Source organism: Mycobacterium hubeiense (assembly GCF_002838065.1).
GTDB lineage: Bacteria > Actinomycetota > Actinomycetes > Mycobacteriales > Mycobacteriaceae > Mycobacterium > Mycobacterium hubeiense.
This window is the reverse complement of the sequence record NZ_PIZU01000038.1, coordinates 1-21,202: the sequence shown is the minus strand read 5'-3', so window position 1 is coordinate 21,202 and position 21,202 is coordinate 1. Positions and strand designations below refer to the sequence as shown.

General features: G+C 67.3%; 23 protein-coding genes. 13 read left to right on the top strand and 10 right to left on the bottom strand.

The genetic code is table 11. The features are described 5' to 3' along the window. Positions 1-30: 30 nt before the first annotated feature. A complete protein-coding gene (lpqV, locus tag CWS39_RS22805) occupies positions 31-450 on the bottom strand; it encodes a lipoprotein LpqV (protein WP_102145180.1) in 420 nt (139 codons plus the stop codon). Positions 451-560: 110 nt separating this feature from the next. On the opposite strand from lpqV, the gene CWS39_RS22800 reads away from it, so the two are divergent. Continuing rightward, positions 561-1,094, top strand: a complete 534-nt coding sequence (locus CWS39_RS22800; RefSeq protein WP_102145179.1) for a cysteine dioxygenase — start codon at positions 561-563, stop codon at positions 1,092-1,094. 1 nt (position 1,095) lies between these two features. Beyond that, positions 1,096-1,485 carry a rhodanese-like domain-containing protein gene (locus tag CWS39_RS22795; RefSeq protein WP_102145178.1) on the top strand — a complete coding sequence of 130 codons (390 nt, stop codon included), beginning with the start codon at positions 1,096-1,098 and terminating at the stop codon, positions 1,483-1,485. Here the strand turns inward: CWS39_RS22795 and CWS39_RS22790 are convergent. Genes CWS39_RS22790 through CWS39_RS22780 form a run of 3 tightly spaced genes read right to left on the bottom strand, consistent with a single transcriptional unit; the run spans position 1,482 to position 4,996 of the window. Further along, positions 1,482-3,170, bottom strand: a complete 1,689-nt coding sequence (locus CWS39_RS22790) for an alpha/beta hydrolase (protein ID WP_102145177.1) — start codon at positions 3,168-3,170, stop codon at positions 1,482-1,484. The genes CWS39_RS22795 and CWS39_RS22790 overlap by 4 nt on opposite strands. 9 nt (positions 3,171-3,179) lie before the next feature. After that, positions 3,180-3,959: an enoyl-CoA hydratase gene (locus CWS39_RS22785; protein ID WP_102145176.1), complete on the bottom strand. Its 780-nt coding sequence runs from the start codon at positions 3,957-3,959 to the stop codon at positions 3,180-3,182. Beyond that, positions 3,956-4,996: an enoyl-CoA hydratase/isomerase family protein gene (locus CWS39_RS22780; protein ID WP_102145175.1), complete on the bottom strand. Its 1,041-nt coding sequence runs from the start codon at positions 4,994-4,996 to the stop codon at positions 3,956-3,958. The genes CWS39_RS22785 and CWS39_RS22780 overlap by 4 nt, the downstream gene beginning before the upstream one ends. A 150-nt stretch (positions 4,997-5,146) precedes the next feature. Between CWS39_RS22780 and CWS39_RS22775 the strand changes: the two genes are divergently transcribed. Then, positions 5,147-5,986, top strand: coding sequence for a Bax inhibitor-1/YccA family protein (locus tag CWS39_RS22775; protein WP_102145198.1), 840 nt, complete (start codon positions 5,147-5,149; stop codon positions 5,984-5,986). Between the two features lie 140 nt (positions 5,987-6,126). Continuing rightward, positions 6,127-6,975: a hypothetical protein gene (locus CWS39_RS22770; protein WP_102145174.1), complete on the top strand. Its 849-nt coding sequence runs from the start codon at positions 6,127-6,129 to the stop codon at positions 6,973-6,975. A 67-nt stretch (positions 6,976-7,042) separates the two neighbouring features. Here CWS39_RS22770 and CWS39_RS22765 read toward each other — a convergent pair whose 3' ends face one another. Both CWS39_RS22765 and CWS39_RS22760 read right to left on the bottom strand, forming a co-directional pair. Further along, entirely contained in the window at positions 7,043-8,260 is a 1,218-nt protein-coding gene (locus CWS39_RS22765; protein WP_102145173.1) for an acetyl-CoA C-acetyltransferase, read from the bottom strand. Between the two features lie 77 nt (positions 8,261-8,337). Next, positions 8,338-9,294 carry an SGNH/GDSL hydrolase family protein gene (locus CWS39_RS22760; RefSeq protein ID WP_102145172.1) on the bottom strand — a complete coding sequence of 319 codons (957 nt, stop codon included), beginning with the start codon at positions 9,292-9,294 and terminating at the stop codon, positions 8,338-8,340. A 216-nt stretch (positions 9,295-9,510) separates the two neighbouring features. Here CWS39_RS22760 and CWS39_RS22755 point away from each other — a divergent pair, with 216 nt between their 5' ends. The 4 genes from CWS39_RS22755 (at position 9,511) to CWS39_RS22740 (ending at position 13,347) form a co-directional block, all read left to right on the top strand. Further along, positions 9,511-10,572 (top strand): alpha/beta hydrolase, encoded by a 1,062-nt coding sequence (locus CWS39_RS22755; RefSeq protein WP_102145197.1) that lies wholly within the window; start codon positions 9,511-9,513, stop codon positions 10,570-10,572. 29 nt (positions 10,573-10,601) lie between these two features. Continuing rightward, positions 10,602-11,996: a cystathionine beta-synthase gene (locus CWS39_RS22750; RefSeq protein WP_102145171.1), complete on the top strand. Its 1,395-nt coding sequence runs from the start codon at positions 10,602-10,604 to the stop codon at positions 11,994-11,996. 123 nt (positions 11,997-12,119) lie between these two features. Then, positions 12,120-12,737 carry an RDD family protein gene (locus CWS39_RS22745; RefSeq protein ID WP_102145170.1) on the top strand — a complete coding sequence of 206 codons (618 nt, stop codon included), beginning with the start codon at positions 12,120-12,122 and terminating at the stop codon, positions 12,735-12,737. 10 nt (positions 12,738-12,747) lie between these two features. Continuing rightward, positions 12,748-13,347, top strand: coding sequence for an RDD family protein (locus CWS39_RS22740; protein WP_102145169.1), 600 nt, complete (start codon positions 12,748-12,750; stop codon positions 13,345-13,347). Between the two features lie 6 nt (positions 13,348-13,353). On the opposite strand, the gene CWS39_RS22735 is transcribed toward CWS39_RS22740, so the two are convergent. Beyond that, entirely contained in the window at positions 13,354-14,520 is a 1,167-nt protein-coding gene (locus CWS39_RS22735; RefSeq protein WP_102145168.1) for an acyl-CoA dehydrogenase family protein, read from the bottom strand. 33 nt (positions 14,521-14,553) lie between these two features. On the opposite strand from CWS39_RS22735, the gene CWS39_RS22730 reads away from it, so the two are divergent. Then, complete coding sequence (locus tag CWS39_RS22730) at positions 14,554-15,702, top strand: cystathionine gamma-synthase (protein WP_102145167.1); 1,149 nt, start codon at positions 14,554-14,556, stop codon at positions 15,700-15,702. 25 nt (positions 15,703-15,727) lie between these two features. Here the strand turns inward: CWS39_RS22730 and CWS39_RS22725 are convergent, their stop codons facing one another. The 3 genes from CWS39_RS22725 to CWS39_RS22715 form a co-directional block, all read right to left on the bottom strand. Further along, positions 15,728-16,390 carry a GOLPH3/VPS74 family protein gene (locus CWS39_RS22725; RefSeq protein ID WP_102145166.1) on the bottom strand — a complete coding sequence of 221 codons (663 nt, stop codon included), beginning with the start codon at positions 16,388-16,390 and terminating at the stop codon, positions 15,728-15,730. A 36-nt stretch (positions 16,391-16,426) separates the two neighbouring features. Continuing rightward, on the bottom strand, positions 16,427-16,921 hold the full coding sequence (greA, locus tag CWS39_RS22720) for a transcription elongation factor GreA (protein WP_102145165.1): 495 nt from the start codon (positions 16,919-16,921) through the stop codon (positions 16,427-16,429). A gap of 216 nt (positions 16,922-17,137) precedes the next feature. Beyond that, entirely contained in the window at positions 17,138-17,560 is a 423-nt protein-coding gene (locus CWS39_RS22715) for a DUF4307 domain-containing protein (protein ID WP_102145164.1), read from the bottom strand. 75 nt (positions 17,561-17,635) lie between these two features. Here CWS39_RS22715 and mca point away from each other — a divergent pair, with 75 nt between their 5' ends. The 4 genes from mca to CWS39_RS22695 are packed head-to-tail and all read left to right on the top strand — an operon-like array spanning position 17,636 to position 21,146. Beyond that, entirely contained in the window at positions 17,636-18,502 is an 867-nt protein-coding gene (gene mca, locus CWS39_RS22710) for a mycothiol conjugate amidase Mca (protein ID WP_102145163.1), read from the top strand. Beyond that, positions 18,499-18,762, top strand: a complete 264-nt coding sequence (locus tag CWS39_RS22705) for a hypothetical protein (protein WP_102145162.1) — start codon at positions 18,499-18,501, stop codon at positions 18,760-18,762. Before mca ends, CWS39_RS22705 begins: the two co-directional genes overlap by 4 nt. Next, the gene (locus CWS39_RS22700) at positions 18,746-20,737 is read left to right on the top strand and encodes a thioredoxin domain-containing protein (RefSeq protein ID WP_102145161.1); all 1,992 of its coding nucleotides are present in this window, start codon (positions 18,746-18,748) and stop codon (positions 20,735-20,737) included. The genes CWS39_RS22705 and CWS39_RS22700 overlap by 17 nt, the downstream gene beginning before the upstream one ends. 10 nt (positions 20,738-20,747) lie before the next feature. Then, positions 20,748-21,146: an SgcJ/EcaC family oxidoreductase gene (locus CWS39_RS22695; RefSeq protein WP_102145160.1), complete on the top strand. Its 399-nt coding sequence runs from the start codon at positions 20,748-20,750 to the stop codon at positions 21,144-21,146. Positions 21,147-21,202 lie beyond the last annotated feature (56 nt).

Genomic DNA, 21,202 nt, shown 5'->3' with positions numbered 1-21,202 from the left:
GCATCGCCGACATTGCGCCCAGCGTGATTCTTAGCCGCAGAGCTCGTCGGCGGCCGCCTGCACCGCGACGATCACCGCGGCCTGCCGGGCCGGCGACAACTGCGCCCACGGCTCGTTGAAGGTCGCGGGCCCAGGGGTCGCGTCGGGCGCCTGCAGCGTCTGCAGATACGGCTCGATCTGCGATTTGCGGTCACCGCCCTGCTGGTCCATCCAGTCCTTGGCGGCCTTGCAGGCCTGGAAGTACTCGTCTTCGGTGGAGTCGGCGTCCGCGCCGATGGCCGTCGTCACACCGCCGGGGGAGACCTCGACCGCGCCAGGTGCCGGCTTGTGCGTCTCGGACGTCTGGGTGGTGGTGGCCGGGGCCGGTGTCGGCTCGCTGTCAGTCCCCGTAGAGCAGGCCGCGAGGACCGCACAAGCCGCAGTGAGGGTGCCGAGGAGGTACCTGCGCATGCCGACAATCTATGCAACACTGGCGGCCGTGACGCAGCGGACCGGGTTTAGGGAGTGTTGTCGGGCCTGAGAGTGCCCGCCCCTATCCGTCCGTTCTCTGGAGTCCGTCCATGGTTTCCACTCTTTCTGCCGCGTTGCCCGCTGCTGTTTCGGCGCCCACCCGGCTGCGGCTGCCCGATCTGATGCAGGCGACCGACCGCGGTGCCGACGACGTGCTGTCCGGCCGCTATGACCGGCTGCTGCCCGCCGGCGGCCTGCCCACCGACGATCGCTGGTTCACAAGGCTTTACGGTGACGACGAACTCGACGTCTGGTTGATCAGTTGGGTGCCCGAGCGCGCGACCGAACTGCACGACCACGGCGGCTCGCTCGGCGCGCTGACGGTGGTTTCCGGTGCGCTGGCCGAAACCCGTTGGGACGGTGCGGCGTTGCGACGCCGACGGCTGGTGGCCGGCGATCAGGCCGGCTTTCCGCTCGGGTGGGTGCACGATGTGGTCTGGGCGCCCGACCCGGCGCCGTGGCCGACGCTCAGCGTGCACGCCTATTCGCCGCCGTTGACGGCGATGTCCTACTACCAGGTGACAGAGCGAAACACGCTGCGCCGCAAGCGCACCGAGCTGACTGACGCACCGGAGGGAAACTGAAATGCCCAGCCGCATCGATGCCCTACTCGAAGCCGCCCGCACCCGCCTGCGTCGCCTGGATGCGCAGGAGGTTCCCGCGGCGCTGGCCCGTGGCGCGGTGCTCGTCGACATCCGCCCTGCCGCGCAGCGCGCACGGGAGGGCGTCGTCCCCGACGCGCTGGTGATCGAACGCAATGTGCTGGAGTGGCGCTGCGATCCGACGTCGGATGCCCGGCTGCGGCAGGCCGTCGACGACGACGTCGAGTGGGTGCTGCTGTGCTCGCAGGGCTACACCTCGAGCCTGGCCGCGGCCTCGCTGCTCGATCTCGGGCTGCACCGGGCCACCGACGTCATCGGCGGGTATCACGCACTGAAAGCTGTGCTGGCGCAGGTGAATTCGCTAACCCGTTAGTCGTCGGGATGCAGGATGGGCCGCAGCTTCTCCGTCTTCGCCGGTGTCCAGCCCGGCGGCTGCAACACCGCCGCCCACCCGTTGGCCACGTCTTTGACGTAGACGTGGCCGTGGCCGTCGGGTACGTCGACCGCCACCGCCATGTCGGCGGAGACCTGCAGGAACGTCACCACCGGGATCCACTGCATGCGCGGCGATACGTCGTAACCGCGTGGCTCCTTCAGCCAATCCGGTTCGGCGAACAGCAGATCCGGGTTCCACCACGCGATCGGATCGGAGGCGTGTTGTAAATACACCGCCCGCGGTGTGGCCCACGGTTCCTCGGGCCGGCCGAGGTTCTCCGGCCGTGCGACAAACCGGACGTTCTCACCTTTGTCGTAGATCGGCAGCCACATGGGTGACCCGGCGTCGCGGGTGCGGGTCAGTTCGGTCCAGATGGTGTTGTTGAACGTCGGCCCGCTGAACAATGCGCCGTCGGTGCGGGCCACCAGGTTGTTGAGCGCCAGGAACGGCGCCTCGCCGCCGAACGAACCCAGGCTCTCGCCGAACACCACGACCTTGGGCCGCTGCGCCTCGGGCATTTCGCGCACCAGCGCGTCGACCGCTTCGAACAACGCCTGCCCGGCCTGGCGCGCATTCTCCTTGTCCACCAAGAACGACAGCCAGCTCGGCAGGAACGAGTACTGCATCGACACGATCGCGGTGTCGCCGTTGTACATGTACTCCAACGCCGACGCTTCGGCCTCGTTGATCCAGCCGGTGCCGGTGGTGGTCGCGACGGCGACCACGTCGCGGTCCAGCCCACCGGTGCGCACCAGCTCCCTGGCCGCCAATTCGGCGGTGGCCTTGATGCCGTCGGCGGAATTCAGTCCGGCGTAGGCGCGGATGGGCTCCACCGCGGGCGCTCCGTTGAATGCGGACAGCTCCTCGACCGTCGGGCCGGCCGCGACGAAGATGCGGCCCTGATGACCGAGCGACTCCCAACTGACAAGGGATTCCGGGCCGCCCGAGCGCAGCCGTGACGTCGGCGCCGGGAAGTCCGGGTCGGTCTCGTCGTTCACCGTCTCGAAGGTGTTGTTCAGGGTGCTCATTGCGAACCGGACCACCACACCGTTGAGCAAAGCAATGCTCAATGCGACCAGCAGCACCACCACGACGACCGCCGAAACCCGCGGCGGGGCAAAGCGATTGAGCTGACGGGTCAAATATCGCACCAGCTTGCCGACCGCCTGTCCGATTTCGACGAGCACGAACAGCACGACGATCGACAGCACCGCGGTGAGCGGATGGTCCCAGAACCCCAGCCGCGGCACGCCCATGAGGTCGCGGACGTCGTCCTGCCAGACGTGGAACCAGACGATCATGCCGATGGTGCCGAGAATGCCCACCACGACGAGCGCGAGCCACGCCCACCGCGGCGCGGGCGGGCTGGTGTCCTTGGACCGCATGTAACGCACCAGCCAGACGCCGAAGACGCCGAGGCCGTAGCCGATCGCGCCGGCTGCCCCGCTGACCAGTCCCTGGAACAGCGGCCCGCGCGGCAGCAGCGACGGCGTCAGCGAGAACCAGAGGAACACCAGACCGACGGCGGTGCCGAAGAAGGTGTAATGCCGCACCCACCACGCTTCGGCGGCGGGCGTTGTTTCGGGCGGTACTTCTTCGGTTGTTTCGAGGGCGCCGGTCACGGAAGAACTTTAGCGGTGGGTGAAGTTCGGTGGCCGTTTCTCAGTGAAGGCGTTCATGCCCTCGGTCTGGTCGTCGGTGGCGAACGCCGAGTGGAACAGCCTGCGCTCGTAGAGCAGACCCTCGGCGAGCGTGGTTTCGAACGCACGGTTGACGGCCTCCTTGGCCATCCGCGACGCCGACAGCGACATGCCGGCAATGGTCTTGGCGACCGCGTTGGCCTCGTCGAGCAGCTTGTCGGCGGGTACGACGCGGGACACCAGGCCGGCGCGTTCGGCTTCCTCGGCGTCCATGTTGCGTCCGGTCAGGATCAGATCCATCGCCTTCGCCTTGCCGATGGCGCGGGTCAGCCGCTGGGAACCGCCCATGCCGGGCAGCACGCCGAGCTTGATCTCGGGCTGGCCGAATTTCGCGGTGTCGGCGGCGATCAGCAGATCGCACATCATCGCCAGCTCGCAGCCACCACCGAGGGCATATCCGGCGACCGCGGCGATCGTGGGGGTGCGGGTGGCGGCGAATTTCGACCACTGGGCGAAGAAATCGGCCGCGAAGACGTCGGCGAAGCGCAGGCTCGCCATCTCCTTGATGTCGGCGCCCGCGGCGAACGCCTTCTCGTTGCCGGTGATGATGATCGCGCCGACACCTGGGTCCGCGTCGAATTCGGCTGCGGCGGTGGTGACTTCGTTCATCACCTGGCTGTTAAGCGCGTTGAGCGCCTTGGGCCGGTTCAGGGTGATGGTGGCGACGCGCTCGTCGCGCGTGACGAGGATGGTCTCGTAGTTCTGGGTCATGGCAGCTCCAATTCGCGGTCGGCCGGCGCGAAGTAGGCATCCACGTCGGCGGGGGTGACGTCCGCCAGCGATGCCGGCGACCATTTCGGGTTGCGGTCCTTGTCGATCACCTGCGCCCGGATGCCCTCGACGAGGTCAGGGGAGCGCAGCGCCGCGCACGACGTCCGATACTCCTGGCGCAGTGCGTCTTCCAGCGTGTCGAGCTTGGCGGCGCGGCGCACGGCCTCCAATGCGACGCACACCGCGATGGGCGAGCGGGTGGCGATGAGGTCGGCGGCCTCGTTGGCCGGCTTTTGGTCGCGTCCGCGCAGGGCGGCGACGATGTCGGCGACGGTGTCGCCGGCGTAACATTCGTCGATCCAATCTCGTTGCGCCGCAAGCTGACTGGCGGGCGGCTCGACGGCGTACTTGGCCAGCGCCGCGTCGAGCCCGTCGGCGACAATGGCGTCGGTGAGCTCGCCCAGCTTCTCGTGGGGGACGTAGTGGTCGGCGAATCCCATGGCGATGGCGTCGGCGCCGTCGAACGGGGCGCCGGTCAGCGCGGCGTGCAGGCCGAGCAAGCCGGGCGCGCGTGCGAGCAGATAGGTGCCGCCGACGTCGGGGATAAATCCGATACCGACTTCGGGCATGGCCATCTTGGTGGTGTCGGTGACGATGCGCTCGCGGGCGTGCGCGCCGACGCCGACGCCGCCGCCCATCACGATGCCGTCCATCAATGCCACATACGGCTTGGGGTAGCGGGCGATCTCGGCGTTGAGCAGGTACTCGTCGTACCAGAACTGGCGCGCTTCGGACCCGTCGGCCTGCGCGCTGTGGTAGATCGCGACGATGTCACCGCCCGCGCACAGGCCGCGCTCACCCGCGCCGCGCAGCAAGACGGTGTGGACGCGCTCGTCGCGCTCCCACTCGGTGAGTGCCTCCGCCAGCGCGGTGACCATGCCGTGGGTCAGCGAATTGATCGCCTTCGGCCTGTTCAGGGTCACGAGGCCGACGCCGTTCTCGACAGTTACTAGGATGTCCTCGTTTTTTTCGGTCACGGGTATGCAATGTAGAACGTCGCCCGTCTGCGGTGCTCGCCAGGTAATGTTTTGCCTCGATATGCGCTGGCGGGAACTACGTCAGCGATGCTGTTCGTTGAGAAATTGTTCGTCAGTGGGCGAGCAACAGCACATGGAGAGGATCCGACGGTGCGCGAGACCAGCAACCCGGTATTTCGCTCCCTGCCAAAGCAGGGCGGATACGCAACATTTGGTACCGGAGCCGCCGGCTACGGTGCCCAGCAAGTTCATGCTCAGCCATATGTAACTCCCGAGCAGACCGGCGTCGCCCGGCCGATGACGATCGACGACGTCGTCACCAAGACCGGCATCACGCTGGCCGTGCTGTCTGCCGTTGCGGTGGCGTCGTACTTCCTGGTCGCTCAAAACCTGTCGCTGGCGATGCCGTTCACCCTGGTGGGCGCGCTCGGTGGCTTGGCTTTGGTGTTGATCGCCACGTTCGGCCGGAAGCAGGACAACCCGGCGATTGTGCTCAGCTACGCCGCGCTCGAGGGCCTGTTCCTCGGAGCGTTCTCGTTCATCCTGGCCAACGTCGTGGTGTCGGGCGCCAACGCCGGAGCGTTGATCAGCCAGGCGGTGCTCGGCACGATCGGCGTGTTCTTCGGCATGCTCGTCGTCTACAAGACCGGCGCCATCCGCGTGACGCCGAAGTTCACCCGCATGATCGTCGCGGGCCTGTTCGGCGTGCTCGTGCTGATGCTCGGCAACTTCGTGCTGGCGATGTTCGGCGTCGGCGGCGGTGAGGGCCTGGGCCTGCGTAGCGGTGGCGCGCTGGCGATCATCTTCTCGCTGGTGTGCATCGGCCTGGCGGCGTTCTCGTTCCTGATCGACTTCGACGCCGCCGACCAGATGATCCGCGCCGGCGCTCCGGAGAAGGCCGCGTGGGGCGTTGCCCTGGGCCTGACCGTGACGCTGGTCTGGCTGTACATCGAAATCCTGCGACTGCTCAGTTACTTCCAGAGCGAATAGCCGCAGCAACGAAAAAGCCCGGGCCACGGCCCGGGCTTTTTCGTTGACTTTTTCGCCGAGACTGCGTACAGATCGCGATTTATCCACAGCTCGCGATCTCAGTGCAGTGTCGGGGGGCTGGGGTCGGCGATGCTGGATCGGTGGGGGATCACCAACCGTTCATCGGCAGTGTAGCGATCGCGAACGGACTGCTGAAGAAACATCAACTGCGGGCCCATTTCCGGGCATTGTTTCCTGACGTCTACATAGCCGAAGACGTAGCACTGACGCTCGGGACCCGCGCCCACGCAGGCTGGCTATGGTCGCGCAGACAAGGCGTGATCGCGGGATTGACAGCGTCGGCGATGCACGGCGCGCAATGGGTGGACGACCTGCTGCCGATCGAACTGGTGTGGTCAAACGCCCGGGCCCCGCGCGGATTGCGGACTCACGACTGGACGCTTTACACAGAAGAGCGTTGCTTGGTCGCTAGCCTGCCGGTCACTACCGTCGAGCGCACGGCATTCGACATTGGTCGCCGGGGTCGTCTCGACGAGGCGGTCGCTCGCCTCGACGCGTTGGGCAATGCCACCGGCTTCAAGATCGATGATGTTTTGGCGGTCGCGGAGCGTCATCCCGGCGCGCGCGGTTTGCGCCAATTGCGGGCTGGGCTTGACCTCTACGACGCCGGCGCGGAGTCTCCGAAGGAAACATGGTTGCGGCTCTTGCTAATTCGCGCAGGTTATCCACGCCCGCAAACGCAAATCCCGGTGTGGAGTCCCGACGGACGGCGCAAGTACCGCATTGATATGGGTTGGGCGGACATAAAAGTGGGCGTCGAGTACGAGGGAGATCACCATCGGGTCGACAAGCCCCGATACGACTACGACATCACTCGATACGAGGACCTGAACTTTCTCCGATGGAAGATGATTCGAGTCGTCGGCCGCGACCGAGAACCTGCAATTCTTGCCCGCGTGGAACGCGCATGGGCCTCGAGACTGCGGTGAGATCGCGATTTTTCGAAAATTCGCGATCTGTACGCAGTCTCGGCGACTGATGATTGTGGAACGCTGGCTACGCCAGTCGTTCCACGATCATCGCCATGCCCTGGCCGCCGCCCACACACATGGTCTCGAGCCCGAACGTCTTGTCGTGGGTCTGCAGATTGTTCAGCAGCGTGGCCGTGATCCGCGCACCCGTCATGCCGAACGGGTGACCCAGCGCGATCGCGCCGCCGGACACATTCAACCGATCCTCGTCGATGCCCAGCTCGCGCGCCGAGCCCAGCACCTGCACCGCGAACGCCTCGTTGATCTCGAACAGGTCGATATCGCCGATCGACATGCCGGCATTGGCCAGCGCCTTGCGCGTCGCCTCGATCGGCCCCAGGCCCATGATCTCCGGCGACAGCCCGGAAACGCCTGTCGCGACAATGCGCGCCAACGGCGTCAGCCCCAGCGCCTTGGCCTTCTCATCGCTCATCACGATCACCGCCGCGGCGCCGTCGTTCAGCGGGCAGGCATTGCCCGCCGTCACCGTGCCGTTCGGCCGGAACACCGGCTTGAGCTGGCTGATCTTCTCGTAGGTGGTCCCCGGCCGCGGGCCGTCGTCCTTCGACACCACCGACCCGTCGGGCAGGGTCACCGGCGAGATCTCCCGCTCGAAGAAGCCGCTGTTGATGGCCTCCTCGGCACGGTTCTGCGACCGCACCCCCCAGTGGTCCTGGTCCTCACGGCTGATGCCGGTGAGCAGTGCGACGTTCTCGGCGGTCTGGCCCATCGCGATGTACACATCGGGCAGCAGGCCGTCCTCGCGCGGGTCGTGCCATTCGTCGGCGCCGGCCGCCGCCTGATCCGAGCGCGCCATCGCGTCGGCGAACTTCGGATTCTTGGTGTCGGGCATGCCATCTGAGGTGCCCTTGCCGAACCGCGAAACCGTCTCCACGCCAGCGGAAATGAACGCGCTGCCTTCGCCGGCCTTGATCGCGTGGAACGCCATCCGGGTGGTCTGCAGCGACGACGAGCAGTACCGGTTGACGGTGGTGCCGGGCAAGAAGTCGTAACCCAGCTCGACTGCCACGGCCCGGCCGATGTTGAAACCCGCCTCGCCGCCGGGCTGCCCGCAACCCATCATCAGGTCGTCGATCTCGCGGGGATCCAGCGCGGGCACCTTGTCCAGCGCGGCGCGCACCATCTGCGCGGCCAGGTCGTCGGGCCGCATGTCGACCAGCGACCCCTTGGCGGCGCGGCCGATAGGCGAACGCGCGGTCGAGACGATGACGGCTTCAGGCATGACGGCTCCTAGGGCTTGCGAAAAATCTAGGAACGAACCTAGCTGGCGGGCGCGACGACGGGCGCGGGGACCCTCCCCTACACCACAGGTGCGGGGACCCCAGTCGAGCGCCGCCACAGCCGGCTCAAGCCGACCCGGTCCAGCAGCGACGACGTGTCGGGGATGCGCGATGTGAACGGCGACTCGGTCTCGTCGTCGCCGTGGCACTCGCCCAGCGCATTGCACAACGCGGGCAGCAGCTGCTCGGCCGCCAATGCGTATCCGGCCGCCGACGGGTGAAACATGTCGTCGGAGAACAGGATCTCCGGCGCCTTGAGGAATTCCCGCGACACCAGATCCGCCAGCGGCACCGGCACCCCGCCCGCCGCACGCACGGCCGCCGCCTGGGCGCGCGCCAGCCGCAGACCTCGGCTGCGCGCCACCCAGCGCAAGGGCTGCGGGATTGCGGTGATCACGCCGAAATCGGGGCACGTCCCGACGACGACGACGGCGCCGGCGTCCCGAAGCCGTCGCACCGCTCGGCCCAGCCGGCGCGCCGACGGCCCGATGCCGTTGGGTTTGGTGATGTCGTTGGCGCCGACCATGATCACCGCTGCATCCGGCGGCGGGCCCGCGACGAACATCGCGTCGACCTGGCCCGACAAACCTTTCGACGTCGCGCCGACAATGGCCTTGGTGCTCAACCGAATTCGCTTACCGGAGTGCTCGGCCAGCCCGCGCGCGATCAACACCCCGGGCACCTCGTCGGCAGTTCGGCAGCCGTAGCCCGTGGCGGTCGAGTCGCCGAAGATCATCAGATGCAGGTCGAACGGCACGCCGCGATACCACCGCTCCACTGGGCCACCACCTGGGCTGTAGACGCCGTCGGCGCGAGGTGGGATGTCCCAGGCTTTCGGGATGACGCGACGGGCCTGGTCGGCTTGGCCGCTCAGCAGGTTGCGGGCCCCGACGTAGGCGGAGCCTGTCGAGGCGAGCGTGGCCGCGGCCGCCAAAGCGATGGTGCGGACGCGGGGAGCGCGACTGCGTGAGCCCACGCCGCCATTTTATGTGCGAGTTTGGGGCCTCTCAGCGTGGCGAAGCCGATTCAGCGGTCACGGTGCGGTATCAACTCCGGTATCTCTGAGAGGCAGTCCGGTATCGAATCAGATTCATTGATTGTTGTACGAGCTAAGAGTGTCAAGCTAAGTTACCCGGGTTGGCTGAACGACCCGGCACACCCAGGTACTACAACGGCGTAGGAAGTGGTGGCGATGACCGCACCGAGCAAGGTGTCAAGATCACCTCGTGCTGGTATCAGCGCAGCTAGAGGGCATAAATCACGCAGATTTCCGGTCAGTGACGGCGCGCCCGTAGAGGTCGTCGAGGACGGTCCCAGCGTCGCGGCCAGGGTTGCCTCATTAGCTGCGCTATTGACAATTCGGCCAACTCTGGCTATTGGCAGCTACGCTCCCCGGCTGCCCTGGCCGTGGGGTCTGGTGGACTTTGCGGCCCGCCTTTTACGGCCCACTCCGGGAAGTGTCCGGGCCACCATCGCGTTGCCGAACTGCACTGCGCAGCTGGTCCGCGCCGCTGGCGTGTTGCCTGCGGATGGCAAGCGCAGCGTTGTGCTCTACATGCACGGCGGGGCGTTCCTCACGTGTGGTGTTCACACCCACGGCCGGCTCGTCGACACCCTGTCGAAGTTCGCCGACAGCCCCGTGCTCGTCGTCAACTACCGGATGATCCCCAAGCACTCGGTCGGTACCGCGCTCGACGACTGCTACGACGCCTACCAGTGGCTGCGGCTGAAGGGCTACGACCCCGACCAGATCGTGCTGGCCGGCGATTCGGCGGGCGGATACTTGGCGCTCGCGTTGGCCCAGCGGCTGCAGTACGAGGGCTACGCGGGTGAGACGCCCGCGGCCGTCGTCACCATGTCCCCGCTGTTCGAAATCGACAACGAGACCCGGGCGAACCACCCGAACATCCGCACCGACGCGATGTTCCCGCCCAAGGCCTTCGACGCCCTGGTGGAGCTGGTGCAGGAGGCGGCCGAGCGCACCACCGTCAACGGCGAAGCCGAAGAGGTCTACGAGCCGCTGGACCACGTCGAGCCTGGGTTGCCGCGGACTCTGATCCACGTCTCCGGCTCCGAGGCGCTGGTGAGCGACGCCCGCAAGGCAGCCCACATGCTCGCCGCCGCGGGCGTGCCCGTCGAGCTGCGGGTGTGGCCGGGTCAGATGCACGTCTTCCAGATCGCCGGCGCCGCGGTGCCCGAGGCGACGCGCTCGCTGCGGCAGATCGGCGAGTACATCCGCGAGGCCACCTGGTAGGCGTTTTGTGGGCCTGAGACCATGGATACATGCGGATCGCCCGGCACGTCAGTGAGCTCATCGGCAACACCCCTCTGGTGCAGCTGAACTCGGTTGTTCCCGACGGCGCGGGCACCGTCGCCGCCAAGATCGAATACCTCAACCCGGGCGGCAGCGCCAAGGACCGCATCGCGGTCAAGATGATCGACGCCGCAGAAGCCAGCGGTGAGCTGCGCCCCGGCGGCACCATCGTCGAACCCACCTCCGGCAACACCGGCGTCGGGCTGGCCCTGGTGGCGCAGCAGCGCGGCTACAAATGCATCTTCGTCTGCCCGGACAAGGTCAGCGAGGACAAGCAAAATGTGTTGCGCGCCTACGGCGCTGACGTCGTGGTGTGCCCGACGGCGGTGCCCCCCGACCACCCGGACAGCTACTACAGCGTCTCCAACCGGCTGGTCACCGAGATCGACGGCGCATGGAAGCCCGACCAGTACTCCAACCCGATGGGACCGGCCAGCCACTACGAGACGACCGGCCCGGAGATCTGGAACGACACCGACGGCAAGGTGACGCATTTCGTGGCCGGCGTCGGCACCGGCGGCACCATCACCGGCGCGGGCCGCTACCTCAAAGAGGTCTCCGGCGGGCGTGTCCGCGTCATCGGCGCCGACCCCGAAGGATCGGTGTACTCCGGCGGCACCGGACGGCCGTATCTGGTCGAGGGCGTCGGCGAAGACTTCTGGCCGTCCGCGTACGACCCGACCGTGCCCGATGAAATCATCGCGGTCTCCGATGCCGACTCGTTCGAGATGACCCGGCGGCTGGCCCGCGAGGAGGCGCTGCTGGTCGGCGGATCATGCGGGATGGCCGTGGTGGCGGCGAACAAGGTGGCCCTCGAAGCCGGCCCCGACGCGTTGGTGGTGGTGCTGCTGCCCGACGGCGGACGCGGTTATCTCTCAAAGGTTTTCAACGACGCGTGGATGTCGTCGTACGGCTTCCTGCGCAGCAGGCTGGACGGCTCCGTCGAGGAGTCGACGGTCGGGGATGTGTTGCGCGGCAAGTCCGGTGCGCTTCCGGACCTGGTGCACACCCATCCGTCGGAGACCGTGCGCGACGCGATCGGCATCCTGCGTGAGTACGGCGTATCGCAGATGCCGGTGGTCGGTGCCGAGCCGCCGGTGATGGCCGGTGAGGTGGCCGGCAGCGTGTCCGAACGCGAGTTGCTCTCAGCCGTATTCGAGGGCAGGGCAAAGCTGGCCGACGCCGTCGCGCAGCACATGAGCCCGCCGCTTCCGCTGATCGGCGCCGGCGAGCTGGTGAGCACCGCGGCGAAGGCGTTGCGCGAATCCGACGCGGTGATGGTCGTCGAGGACGGTAAGCCGATCGGCGTGATCACCCGCCATGATCTGCTCGGATTCCTGTCGGAGGGCAACACCCGCCGGTAATCGGCGGCGGAATTCCTGGCGCCTGGCGGCGGACGACTTCGGGCGAGATCCCCTGCTGACAGCGACTTCTCAGGTAGGGTAAGCACGCTCGTTCCCAGCTAACTTCATCACTGGAAGGCGTCCATGACCGATCAACCGCCCCCGCCTCCTCCCGGCGGTTATCCGCCGCCACCACCGCCGCAGGGCGGTGCGTATCCACCTCCGCCGTCAGGGCAGGCCGCGGGATTCCCGCCCGCTCAGGCGCCCCAGGCGCTGCCGACAGAGGCCTACACCCCGTGGCTCACCCGCGTGTTGGCGTTCCTCATCGACATGATCCCGGTGTTCATTCTCGAGGCCATCGGCTGGGGGATGCTCGCCGGCACACGTGAAACGGTCTGCGTCGCAGACACATCGGGCTACGACCTCGGTGAGTTCTGCGCCGAAGGCGCGTCCACTCTGGGCCTGGTGTCGTTCTACATCTGTATGGCGATCGCGCTGGCCTACCTGATCTGGAACTACGGCTACCGACAGGGCACCACCGGCTCGAGCATCGGCAAGTCGGTCATGAAGTGCAAGATCATTAGCGAAAAGACCGGGCAGCCAATTGGATTCGGCCCGTCGGTAGTGCGTCAGCTGCTCTACATGGTGGCTGGCCTGTTCTTCGGCATCGTCTGGCTCATCGCCGTGCTGTTCCCGCTGTGGGATGCCAAGCGTCAGACTCTGGTGGACAAGATCGTGACCACCGTCTGCGTGCCGCTGTAGGGAGGTCGTCGTGACCGATCAACCCCCGCAGGGCGGGTACCCGCCGCCGCCTCCACCGGGCGGGTACCCACCACCGCCGCCGGGTTTCCCGGGCTATCCACCGCCCGCGCCGGTGCTGCCGAAAGAGGCGTACACGCCGTGGATTACCCGCGTCGGCGGATACATCGTCGACATCCTGCCCGCGGCGGTCATCGCCGGTATCGGCATGGGCATCGCGTTCGGCACCGCCGACAATCAATGCCTGACCAACGGCGGGGAGTACGACTACGGCGTCTATTGCACGTCGAACTTCTCGGCCATCGGCATCATCGCCTACGTGTTGTCCTACCTGCTGGTGCTGGCCTACTGGGTGTGGAACTGGGGCTATCGGCAGGGCACCACCGGGCAGAGCATCGGCAAGTCCGTGATGAAGTTCCAGGTGGTCAGTGAAAGAACCTGGCAACCAATTGGTTTCGGGTTGTCGATTGTGCGGCAGCTGGCTCACATCATCGACGCGATCATCTGCTACATCGGCTTCCTGTTCCCGCTGTGGGACGCCAAGCGCCAGACGCTGGCCGACAAGATCATGTCGACGGTCTGTGTGCCGCTGGCGCCGCCGCCGCAGCAGTGACGAGGCTCAGCGGAAAGCGCTGACGCCCGTCAGCGCTTCACCGATCACCAACTGGTGCACCTCGGAGGTGCCCTCGTAGGTCAGCACCGACTCCAGGTTGTTGGCGTGCCGCAGCACCGGGTACTCCAGCGTGATCCCGTTGGCGCCCAATAGCGTTCGGCACTCCCGGGCGATCTTGAGCGACTCTCGCACGTTGTTGAGCTTGCCGACGCTGACCTGTTCGGGGCGGATGCGTCCGTCGTCCTTGAGCCGGCCCAGATGCAAAGCCAGCAACTGCGCCTTACTCAGTTCGACGGCCATGTCGGCGATCTTGGCTTGCGTCAGCTGATATCCGGCCAGCGGCTTGTCGAACACCTCGCGCACCCCGACATAGTCCAGTGTGGTCTGCAGGCAGTCGCGGGCCGCGCCGACAGCGCCGAACACAATCCCGAACCGCGCTTCGGACAAGCAGCTCAGCGGTCCGGACAACCCCCGCGCGCCGGGCAGCTGTGCGTCGGCGGGCAGGCGGACGTCGTCGAGGTGCAATTCGGAGGTGTTCGACGCCCGCAGCGACAGTTTGTGCTTCATCTCCCGGCCGGTGAAGCCCGTCGTGTCGGTAGGCACTACGAAGCCGAGAATCCCTTCTTCGGCCCGCGCCCACACGATGGCGATGTCGGCGACCGAGCCGTTGGTGATCCACATCTTGGAGCCGTTGAGACTCCAGTCGGAGCCGTCGCGGCGTGCCGTCGTGCGCATCCCCGCCGGGTTCGACCCGAAATCCGGTTCGGTCAGCCCGAAGCAGCCGATCACGTCGCCGGTGGCCATCGCCGGTAGCCACTGCGTGCGCTGCTCCTCGCTGCCGTGCTTGTAGATCGCGAACATCGCCAGCGAGCCCTGCACCGACACCAGGCTGCGCAGCCCGCTGTCCACGGCCTCGAGCTCCTGGCACACCAGCCCGTAGGCGGTGGCGGTCGAGCCGCCGCAGCCGTACCCCTTCAGATGCATGCCCAAAAGCCCCAGCTTGCCGAGATCGGACGCCAGCTCGCGAACCGGAACTTCGCCGGCCTCGAACCAGTCCGCGACATGCGGGCGCAGCCGCTGCTCACCGAATCGCCGCACCGTCTGGCGCAGTTCAATGTCCTCCGGCGTCAGCAGGGTGTCGAGGTCGAGCAGGTCTTCGATACGCGTGGACATGCCCTATGTCTACACCTGGCTACGCTGATCCGGATGAGTGACTACAAAGGCCTGGCGACCAAGGCCATCCACGCCGGTTTCCGGCCGGATCCGGGCACCGGCGCCGTCAACGCCCCCATCTATGCCAGCTCGACGTTCGCCCAGGACGGCGTCGGCGGATTGCGGGGCGGCTACGAGTACGCCCGCACCGGCAACCCCACGCGCGCCGCGCTGGAGGCGTCGCTGGCCGCGGTGGAGGAGGCGGCGTTCGGGCGGGCGTTCTCCTCCGGAATGGCGGCCACCGACTGCGCGCTGCGCGCGATACTGCGGCCCGGCGACCACGTGGTGATCCCCGACGACGCCTACGGCGGCACCTTCCGGCTCGTCGACAAGGTCTTCACGCAGTGGGGGATCAGCTACACGCCCGTGGCGCTGTCGGACCTCGACGCTGTGCGGGTGGCGATCACGTCGCGCACCAGGCTGATCTGGGTGGAGACGCCGACCAACCCGCTGCTGTCAATCGCCGATATCGGTGCGATCGCCCAGATCGCGGCGACGTCGAACTCGAAGGTGTTGGTGGACAACACGTTTGCTTCCCCGGCGTTGCAGCAGCCGCTCCTGTTGGGTGCCGACATCGTGCTGCATTCGACGACGAAGTACATCGGCGGGCATTCCGATGTGGTGGGCGGCGCGCTGCTGACCAACGACGAGGAACTCGACGCCAAGTTCGGCTTCCTGCAGAACGGCGCCGGCGCGGTGCCGGGGCCGTTCGACGCGTATCTGACCATGCGTGGGCTCAAGACGCTGGTGCTGCGCATGCAGCGGCACAGCGAGAACGCCGCGCTGGTCGCGGAGTTTCTCGACGGGCATCCGGCGATCGAGAAGGTGCTCTACCCCGGGCTGCCCAGCCATCCCGGCCATGACGTCGCCGCCAAGCAGATGAGCGGGTTCGGTGGGATGGTCTCGGTGCGGCTGCGGGGCGGGATCCAAGCCGCACGCGATTTATGCGCCCGCACAAAGGTTTTCATTCTCGCCGAGTCGCTGGGCGGGGTCGAGTCGTTGATCGAGCATCCCGGTGCGATGACGCACGCGTCGACGGCGGGCTCGCAGCTGGAGGTGCCCGATGATCTGGTGCGGCTGTCGGTGGGCATCGAAGACGTCGCCGACCTGCTGGCCGACCTTGACCAAGCGCTAGGCTCTTGACGTCTCACTGCTTGGCGGTCAAAGGTCACATCAGCGCTGACCGCACCACCGCCGTCGTCATCGCAAGGTTCATCTCCGGCAGCGCCATCGATTCCTCGTCAACCCAACTGCCGGTGGAGATTTCGGTCGCGCGGGCGTGCACATATCGCCAGCCGCGATCGTTGAGGCTCAGCAGCGCACCCAGCCCGTCGACGGCATGCAGCAGCGAGATGATCGCCGCTGTCGGTGGCGTCGGGGACTGCCCGTCGAACAACGCCGACAGCAACGCCGAGCGGGCCGCACTCACCCGGTCCCGGTTGGTCAGCGGCCAGGCATATGGACGGCTGAAACGCTTGGACTGCAAGCGAACACGTCGAATCTGACCCGTCGCCTCGAGGTAGGAGATCAAATTGTCCTGGGTGTGCTTGCGCAGCTTGGCCAGGGCCGTCTCCGGCTTCAGCGGACGTCGCAGCAGCAGTTGAAACGCCGGCTCGACGACGGGATCCATCGGTCCGGGCGCCGCCAGCGCCACCAGCATCCCCGCCTCAATCGGTTCCCCCGCCATCGCGGGCCGAATCCGGCATGCGTGCGCGAGGTCCAGCAGCACGGCCGCGGTCAGCACCCGCTCGCGGCGTGGTCGATCCAGACCGGGCTGTGCGGATGCGTTGTCCAGCAACAGCAGAAACAGGTCCTCGGCGATCTGCGCCATACGCGGGACTGTAACCCGCGCCAAAACCCGCCCGCGTCAGGAGTGGTAGGGCTCGGCCTTGACCAGCGTCACCTTGACGGTGTTGCCGTTGGGCACCGTGTACGTGCGGGTCTCGCCTTCCTTGGCGTCGATCAGCGCGCCGCCCAGCGGGGAGTTCGGCGAGTACACCTCGAGCTTGCCGTCGGACACGCCCTCCTGGCGGGTGGCGATCAGGAACGTCTCGGTGTCCTTCTTGTTGTCGTTGTAGTAGACCGTGACGACCGAGCCGGGCAGCGCGACGCCGGACTGCTTGGGCGCCTCGCCCACCTTGGCGTTGTTCAGCAGCTCCTGCAGCTGGCGGATGCGGGCCTCCTGCTGGCCCTGCTCCTCGCGGGCGGCGTGGTAGCCGCCGTTCTCGCGCAGGTCGCCCTCTTCGCGGCGGTCGTTGATCTCGGCGGCGATGACCGGTCGGTTGGCGATCAGCTGATCGAGTTCTGCCTTCAGCCGGTCGTATGCCTCCTGGGTCAGCCAGGTGACCTGTGTGTCGGTCATGTCGTCGCGCTCCTGTCGTCGTCTCGCGCTTTTCGCGTAAGAAGTCTCATGCCGTCGCTGCTGGGGAACTGGGTTGCATGTATTGCCGCAAACGAGGCGCCTATTCGCGCGCTAATGCAGCAATACACGGTCCCAGCAGGAACCGTGTATCGCACCATGCTACCACCGCGCAGCCAGCGGGTTTTTACGCGACGGCAGCCCGCCGTTTGCTGTGCGTTAGGGCGCCACCAGGTACGACGGCACGTCGGTGCCGCAGCCGTAGACGTCGCCGACAACCGGCGGGCGGGTGGATTTGACGATCGTCGTCACCTGCACCGTGGCCTGCGACGACGGCGGCACCAGCACCTCCCGACGCCCGGTTTCGCCGCCGTCGATGGAGCGGGCCCGCACGATGCACACCGCGGGCCGCGACGGGTCGTCGCGCGTGACGCTGATCGTCACCTCTACGGTTTCGTCGTCGATGAGCCGGTACGCGCCGAGTTCGCCCTCGACTTCGCTGCTGCCCAGCCTCTGCGCGCCGACGATCGCGATGGTCAGGCCCGCCGCGGCCGCCAGGACGGCCAGCCCGACGACGATCCAGCGGCGGGTTCGCCGCGACAGTCGTTGTTGCCCGTAGCGGGCGGCGGGGCGCTCGATCATCAGGACTGGAACTATAGAGCGGGACAACACCCGGCAAGGCATAGGTAAGGCGACCCCGTAGTTGGATAAGACGAAATGAGTGAACTGCGGTTGATGGCGGTGCATGCCCACCCGGACGACGAGTCCAGCAAGGGCGCCGCCACTATGGCCCGTTACGCCGACGAAGGCGTGCGGGTGCTGGTCGTGACGCTGACCGGCGGCGAACGCGGCGACATCCTCAATCCGGCCATGGACCTGCCCGAGGTCCACGGCCGGATGGCCGAGATCCGCCGCGACGAGATGGCCAAGGCCGCCGAGATCCTCGGCGTCGAGCATCACTGGCTGGGCTTCGTGGACTCCGGGCTGCCGGAGGGCGATCCGCCGCCGCCGCTGCCCGAGGGCTGCTTCGCGGTGGTGCCGCTGGAGCAGCCGACCGAGGCGCTGGTGAAGGTGGTCCGCGAATTCAAACCGCACGTGATGACCACCTACGACGAGAACGGCGGCTACCCGCACCCCGACCACATCCGCTGCCATCAGGTGTCGGTCGCGGCCTACGAAGCCGCCGCTGATTACCGGATGTTCCCCGACGCCGGCGAGCCGTGGGCGGTCTCGAAGCTGTACTACAACCACGGCTTCCTGCGCCAGCGGATGCAACTGCTGCAGGACGAGTTCGCCAAGCACGGCCAGCAGGGTCCGTTCGAAAAGTGGCTCAAGCATTGGGATCCCGAGCACGACGTGTTCGCCAAACGGGTGACCACCCGCATCGAATGCGCCAAGTACTTCGCCCAGCGTGACGATGCGCTGCGTGCCCACGCCACCCAGATCGACCCGACGGGCGATTTCTTCCACGCGCCGATCGAGTGGCAGCAACGGTTGTGGCCCACCGAGGAATTCGAACTGGCCCGTTCGCGGGTTCCGGTGTCCCTACCCGAAACCGACCTGTTCGCGGGGATCGAGCCATGACCGATGCTCTGATGCTCGCCGTCACCCTGCTGGCCGAGGACCAACGCCGCGGGCCGGACTTCGGCAAGGCCAGCCCGTTCGGGCTGGTCATCGTGGTGCTGCTGCTCATCGGCACGTTCCTGCTGGTCTGGTCGATGAACCGGCATCTGCGCAACCTGCCGGAATCCTTCGACCGCGACCATCCCGAGCCCGATCAGGCCGTCGACGAGGGCACGGTCGAGCCCGATGACACGAGACCCAAGAATGAGCCCGGCGGGTAACACCCTCGGCGGGGCCACCAGCCCGTATCTGCGCCAGCACGCCGACAATCCGGTGCACTGGCGGCAGTGGACGCCCGAGGCGCTGGCCGAGGCGGCGCAGCGCGACGTGCCGATTCTGTTGTCGATCGGATACGCCGCCTGCCACTGGTGCCACGTGATGGCCCACGAGTCGTTCGAGGACGACGACGTCGCCGCGTTGATGAACGACCGCTTCGTCTGCATCAAGGTCGACCGCGAGGAGCGGCCCGACATCGACGCCGTCTACATGACCGCCACCGTCGCGCTGACCGGGCAGGGCGGTTGGCCGATGACCTGCTTCCTGACTCCCGACGGGCGGCCGTTCTTCTGCGGCACGTACTACCCGAAATCGAACTTCCTGCAGCTGCTCGAGGCCGTCTCCGAGACCTGGCGTAGCCGCCGTTCCGAAGTCGAGGCGGCGTCCGACAAGATCGCCGCCGAACTGCAGTCGATGGCCTCGGGCCTGCCCGGCGGCGGGCCGCCGGTGGTGGCGGCGTTATGCGATCACGCCGTGGCAACCGTGCTGCGCGACGAGGACGTCGAACGCGGCGGGTTCGGCGGTGCACCGAAATTCCCGCCGTCGGCGTTGCTCGAGGCACTGCTGCGCGCTCACGAACGCACCGGCGACGTGCTTCCGTTGGAAGCGGTGGAGCGCACCTGCACGGCGATGGCCCGCGGCGGGATCTACGACCAGCTGGCCGGCGGATTCGCCCGCTACAGCGTCGACGCGTCGTGGGTGGTGCCGCACTTCGAGAAGATGCTCTACGACAATGCGCTGCTGCTGCGGGTGTACGCGCACTGGGCGCGACGGACGTCGAACCCGTTGGCGCGCAAGGTGGCTGGGGAGACGGCCCGGTTCCTCATCTCTGACTTGGGCGCCGACGGCATGTTCACGTCCTCGCTGGACGCCGACGCCGACGGCCGCGAGGGCCTGACCTACGTCTGGACGCCCGCGCAGCTGCGTGAGGTGCTGGGCGACGACGACGGGCGTTGGGCCGCTTCGGTTTTCAATGTCACCGATAGCGGCACCTTCGAGCACGGCAGCTCGGTGCTCCAACTCCTGGCCGATCCTTCCGATGCTGAGCGGTTCGAGCGGGTGCGCACGACGCTGCTGGCCGCCCGGCTGAGACGGCCCCAGCCGGGCCGTGACGACAAGGTCATCACCGCCTGGAACGGCTTGGCCATCACGGCGTTGGCCGAGGCCAGCGTCGCGTTGGATGCGCCCGAATTGCTGGCTGCCGCAACGGGTTGCGCCCGCCGGCTTCTGGATCTTCATCTCGTCGACGGGCGGTTGCGCCGCGCCAGCCTCGGCGGTCGCGTCGGCGACAGCGCCGCCATCCTGGAGGACCACGCGGCGTTGGCCACCGGCCTGTTGACGCTGTACCAGCTCACCGGCGAGGCGTCCTGGCTGTCGCCGACCACCGGGCTGATCGACATCGCGCTGGATCACTTCGCCGACCCCGACCGCCCCGGCAGGTGGTTCGACACCGCCGACGACGCCGAGCGGCTGATGATGCGGCCCGCCGATCCGCTCGACGGCGCCACCCCGTCGGGGGCATCGCTGATCGCGGAGGCCCTGCAGATTGCCGCGCACCTGACCGGCAGCGAACGCTACGCCGCTACCGCCGACGCCACGCTGGCGACTGCGACGCCGATCCTCGCCAAGGTGCCACGCTCGGGCGGACATTGGCTGGCCGTCGCCGAGGCCGCGGTGCGCGGACCCCTTCAGATCGCGGTGGCCTGCGATCCCGCCGACTCGCAGCTGCTGGCCGCCGCGCGCCGATTGGCGCCCGGCGGCGCCATCGTCGTCGGCGGCGCGGTGAACTCGTCGCCGCTGCTGGCCGACCGTGACCGCGTCGGCGGTGCCGACGCGGCCTACGTCTGCCGTGGCAAGGTGTGCGATCTGCCCGTCACCACCGTCGGGGAACTCGCCGACGCGCTGGGCGCGGCCGTGTAGCCTCGCGGCCATGCATTCGTTCGATCAGCCACGGAGGCCCGTGGCTGAGCAGATCACCCAGACCGTCAACCGCTACCTCGAGCTGGTCGCCAAGGGCGACGCGGACGGCGTCGCCGACCTCTACGCCGACGACGCCACCGTCGAGGATCCCGTCGGGGGAGAGGTGCACATCGGCCGCACGGCGATACGCGGTTTCTACAACGCGATCGAAAACGCCAAGGCCCAAACCGAAGTCGTGACGTTGCGGGCGCTCGGCAACGAAGCGGCCTACTTCTGGGCGCTCACCATCGACCTCGGCGACGCGGGCCGGATGCGCATCGAGATCATCAGCGTGATGACGTTCGACGACGAGGGCAAGATCGCGTCGATGAAGGCCTACTGGGGCCCGGAGAACGTCACCCAGCTCTAGACGATTTGGGCGCGCTGAGTCGCGCTGAGCGGGCTGTTGCGAAATGTGGGGCTTGA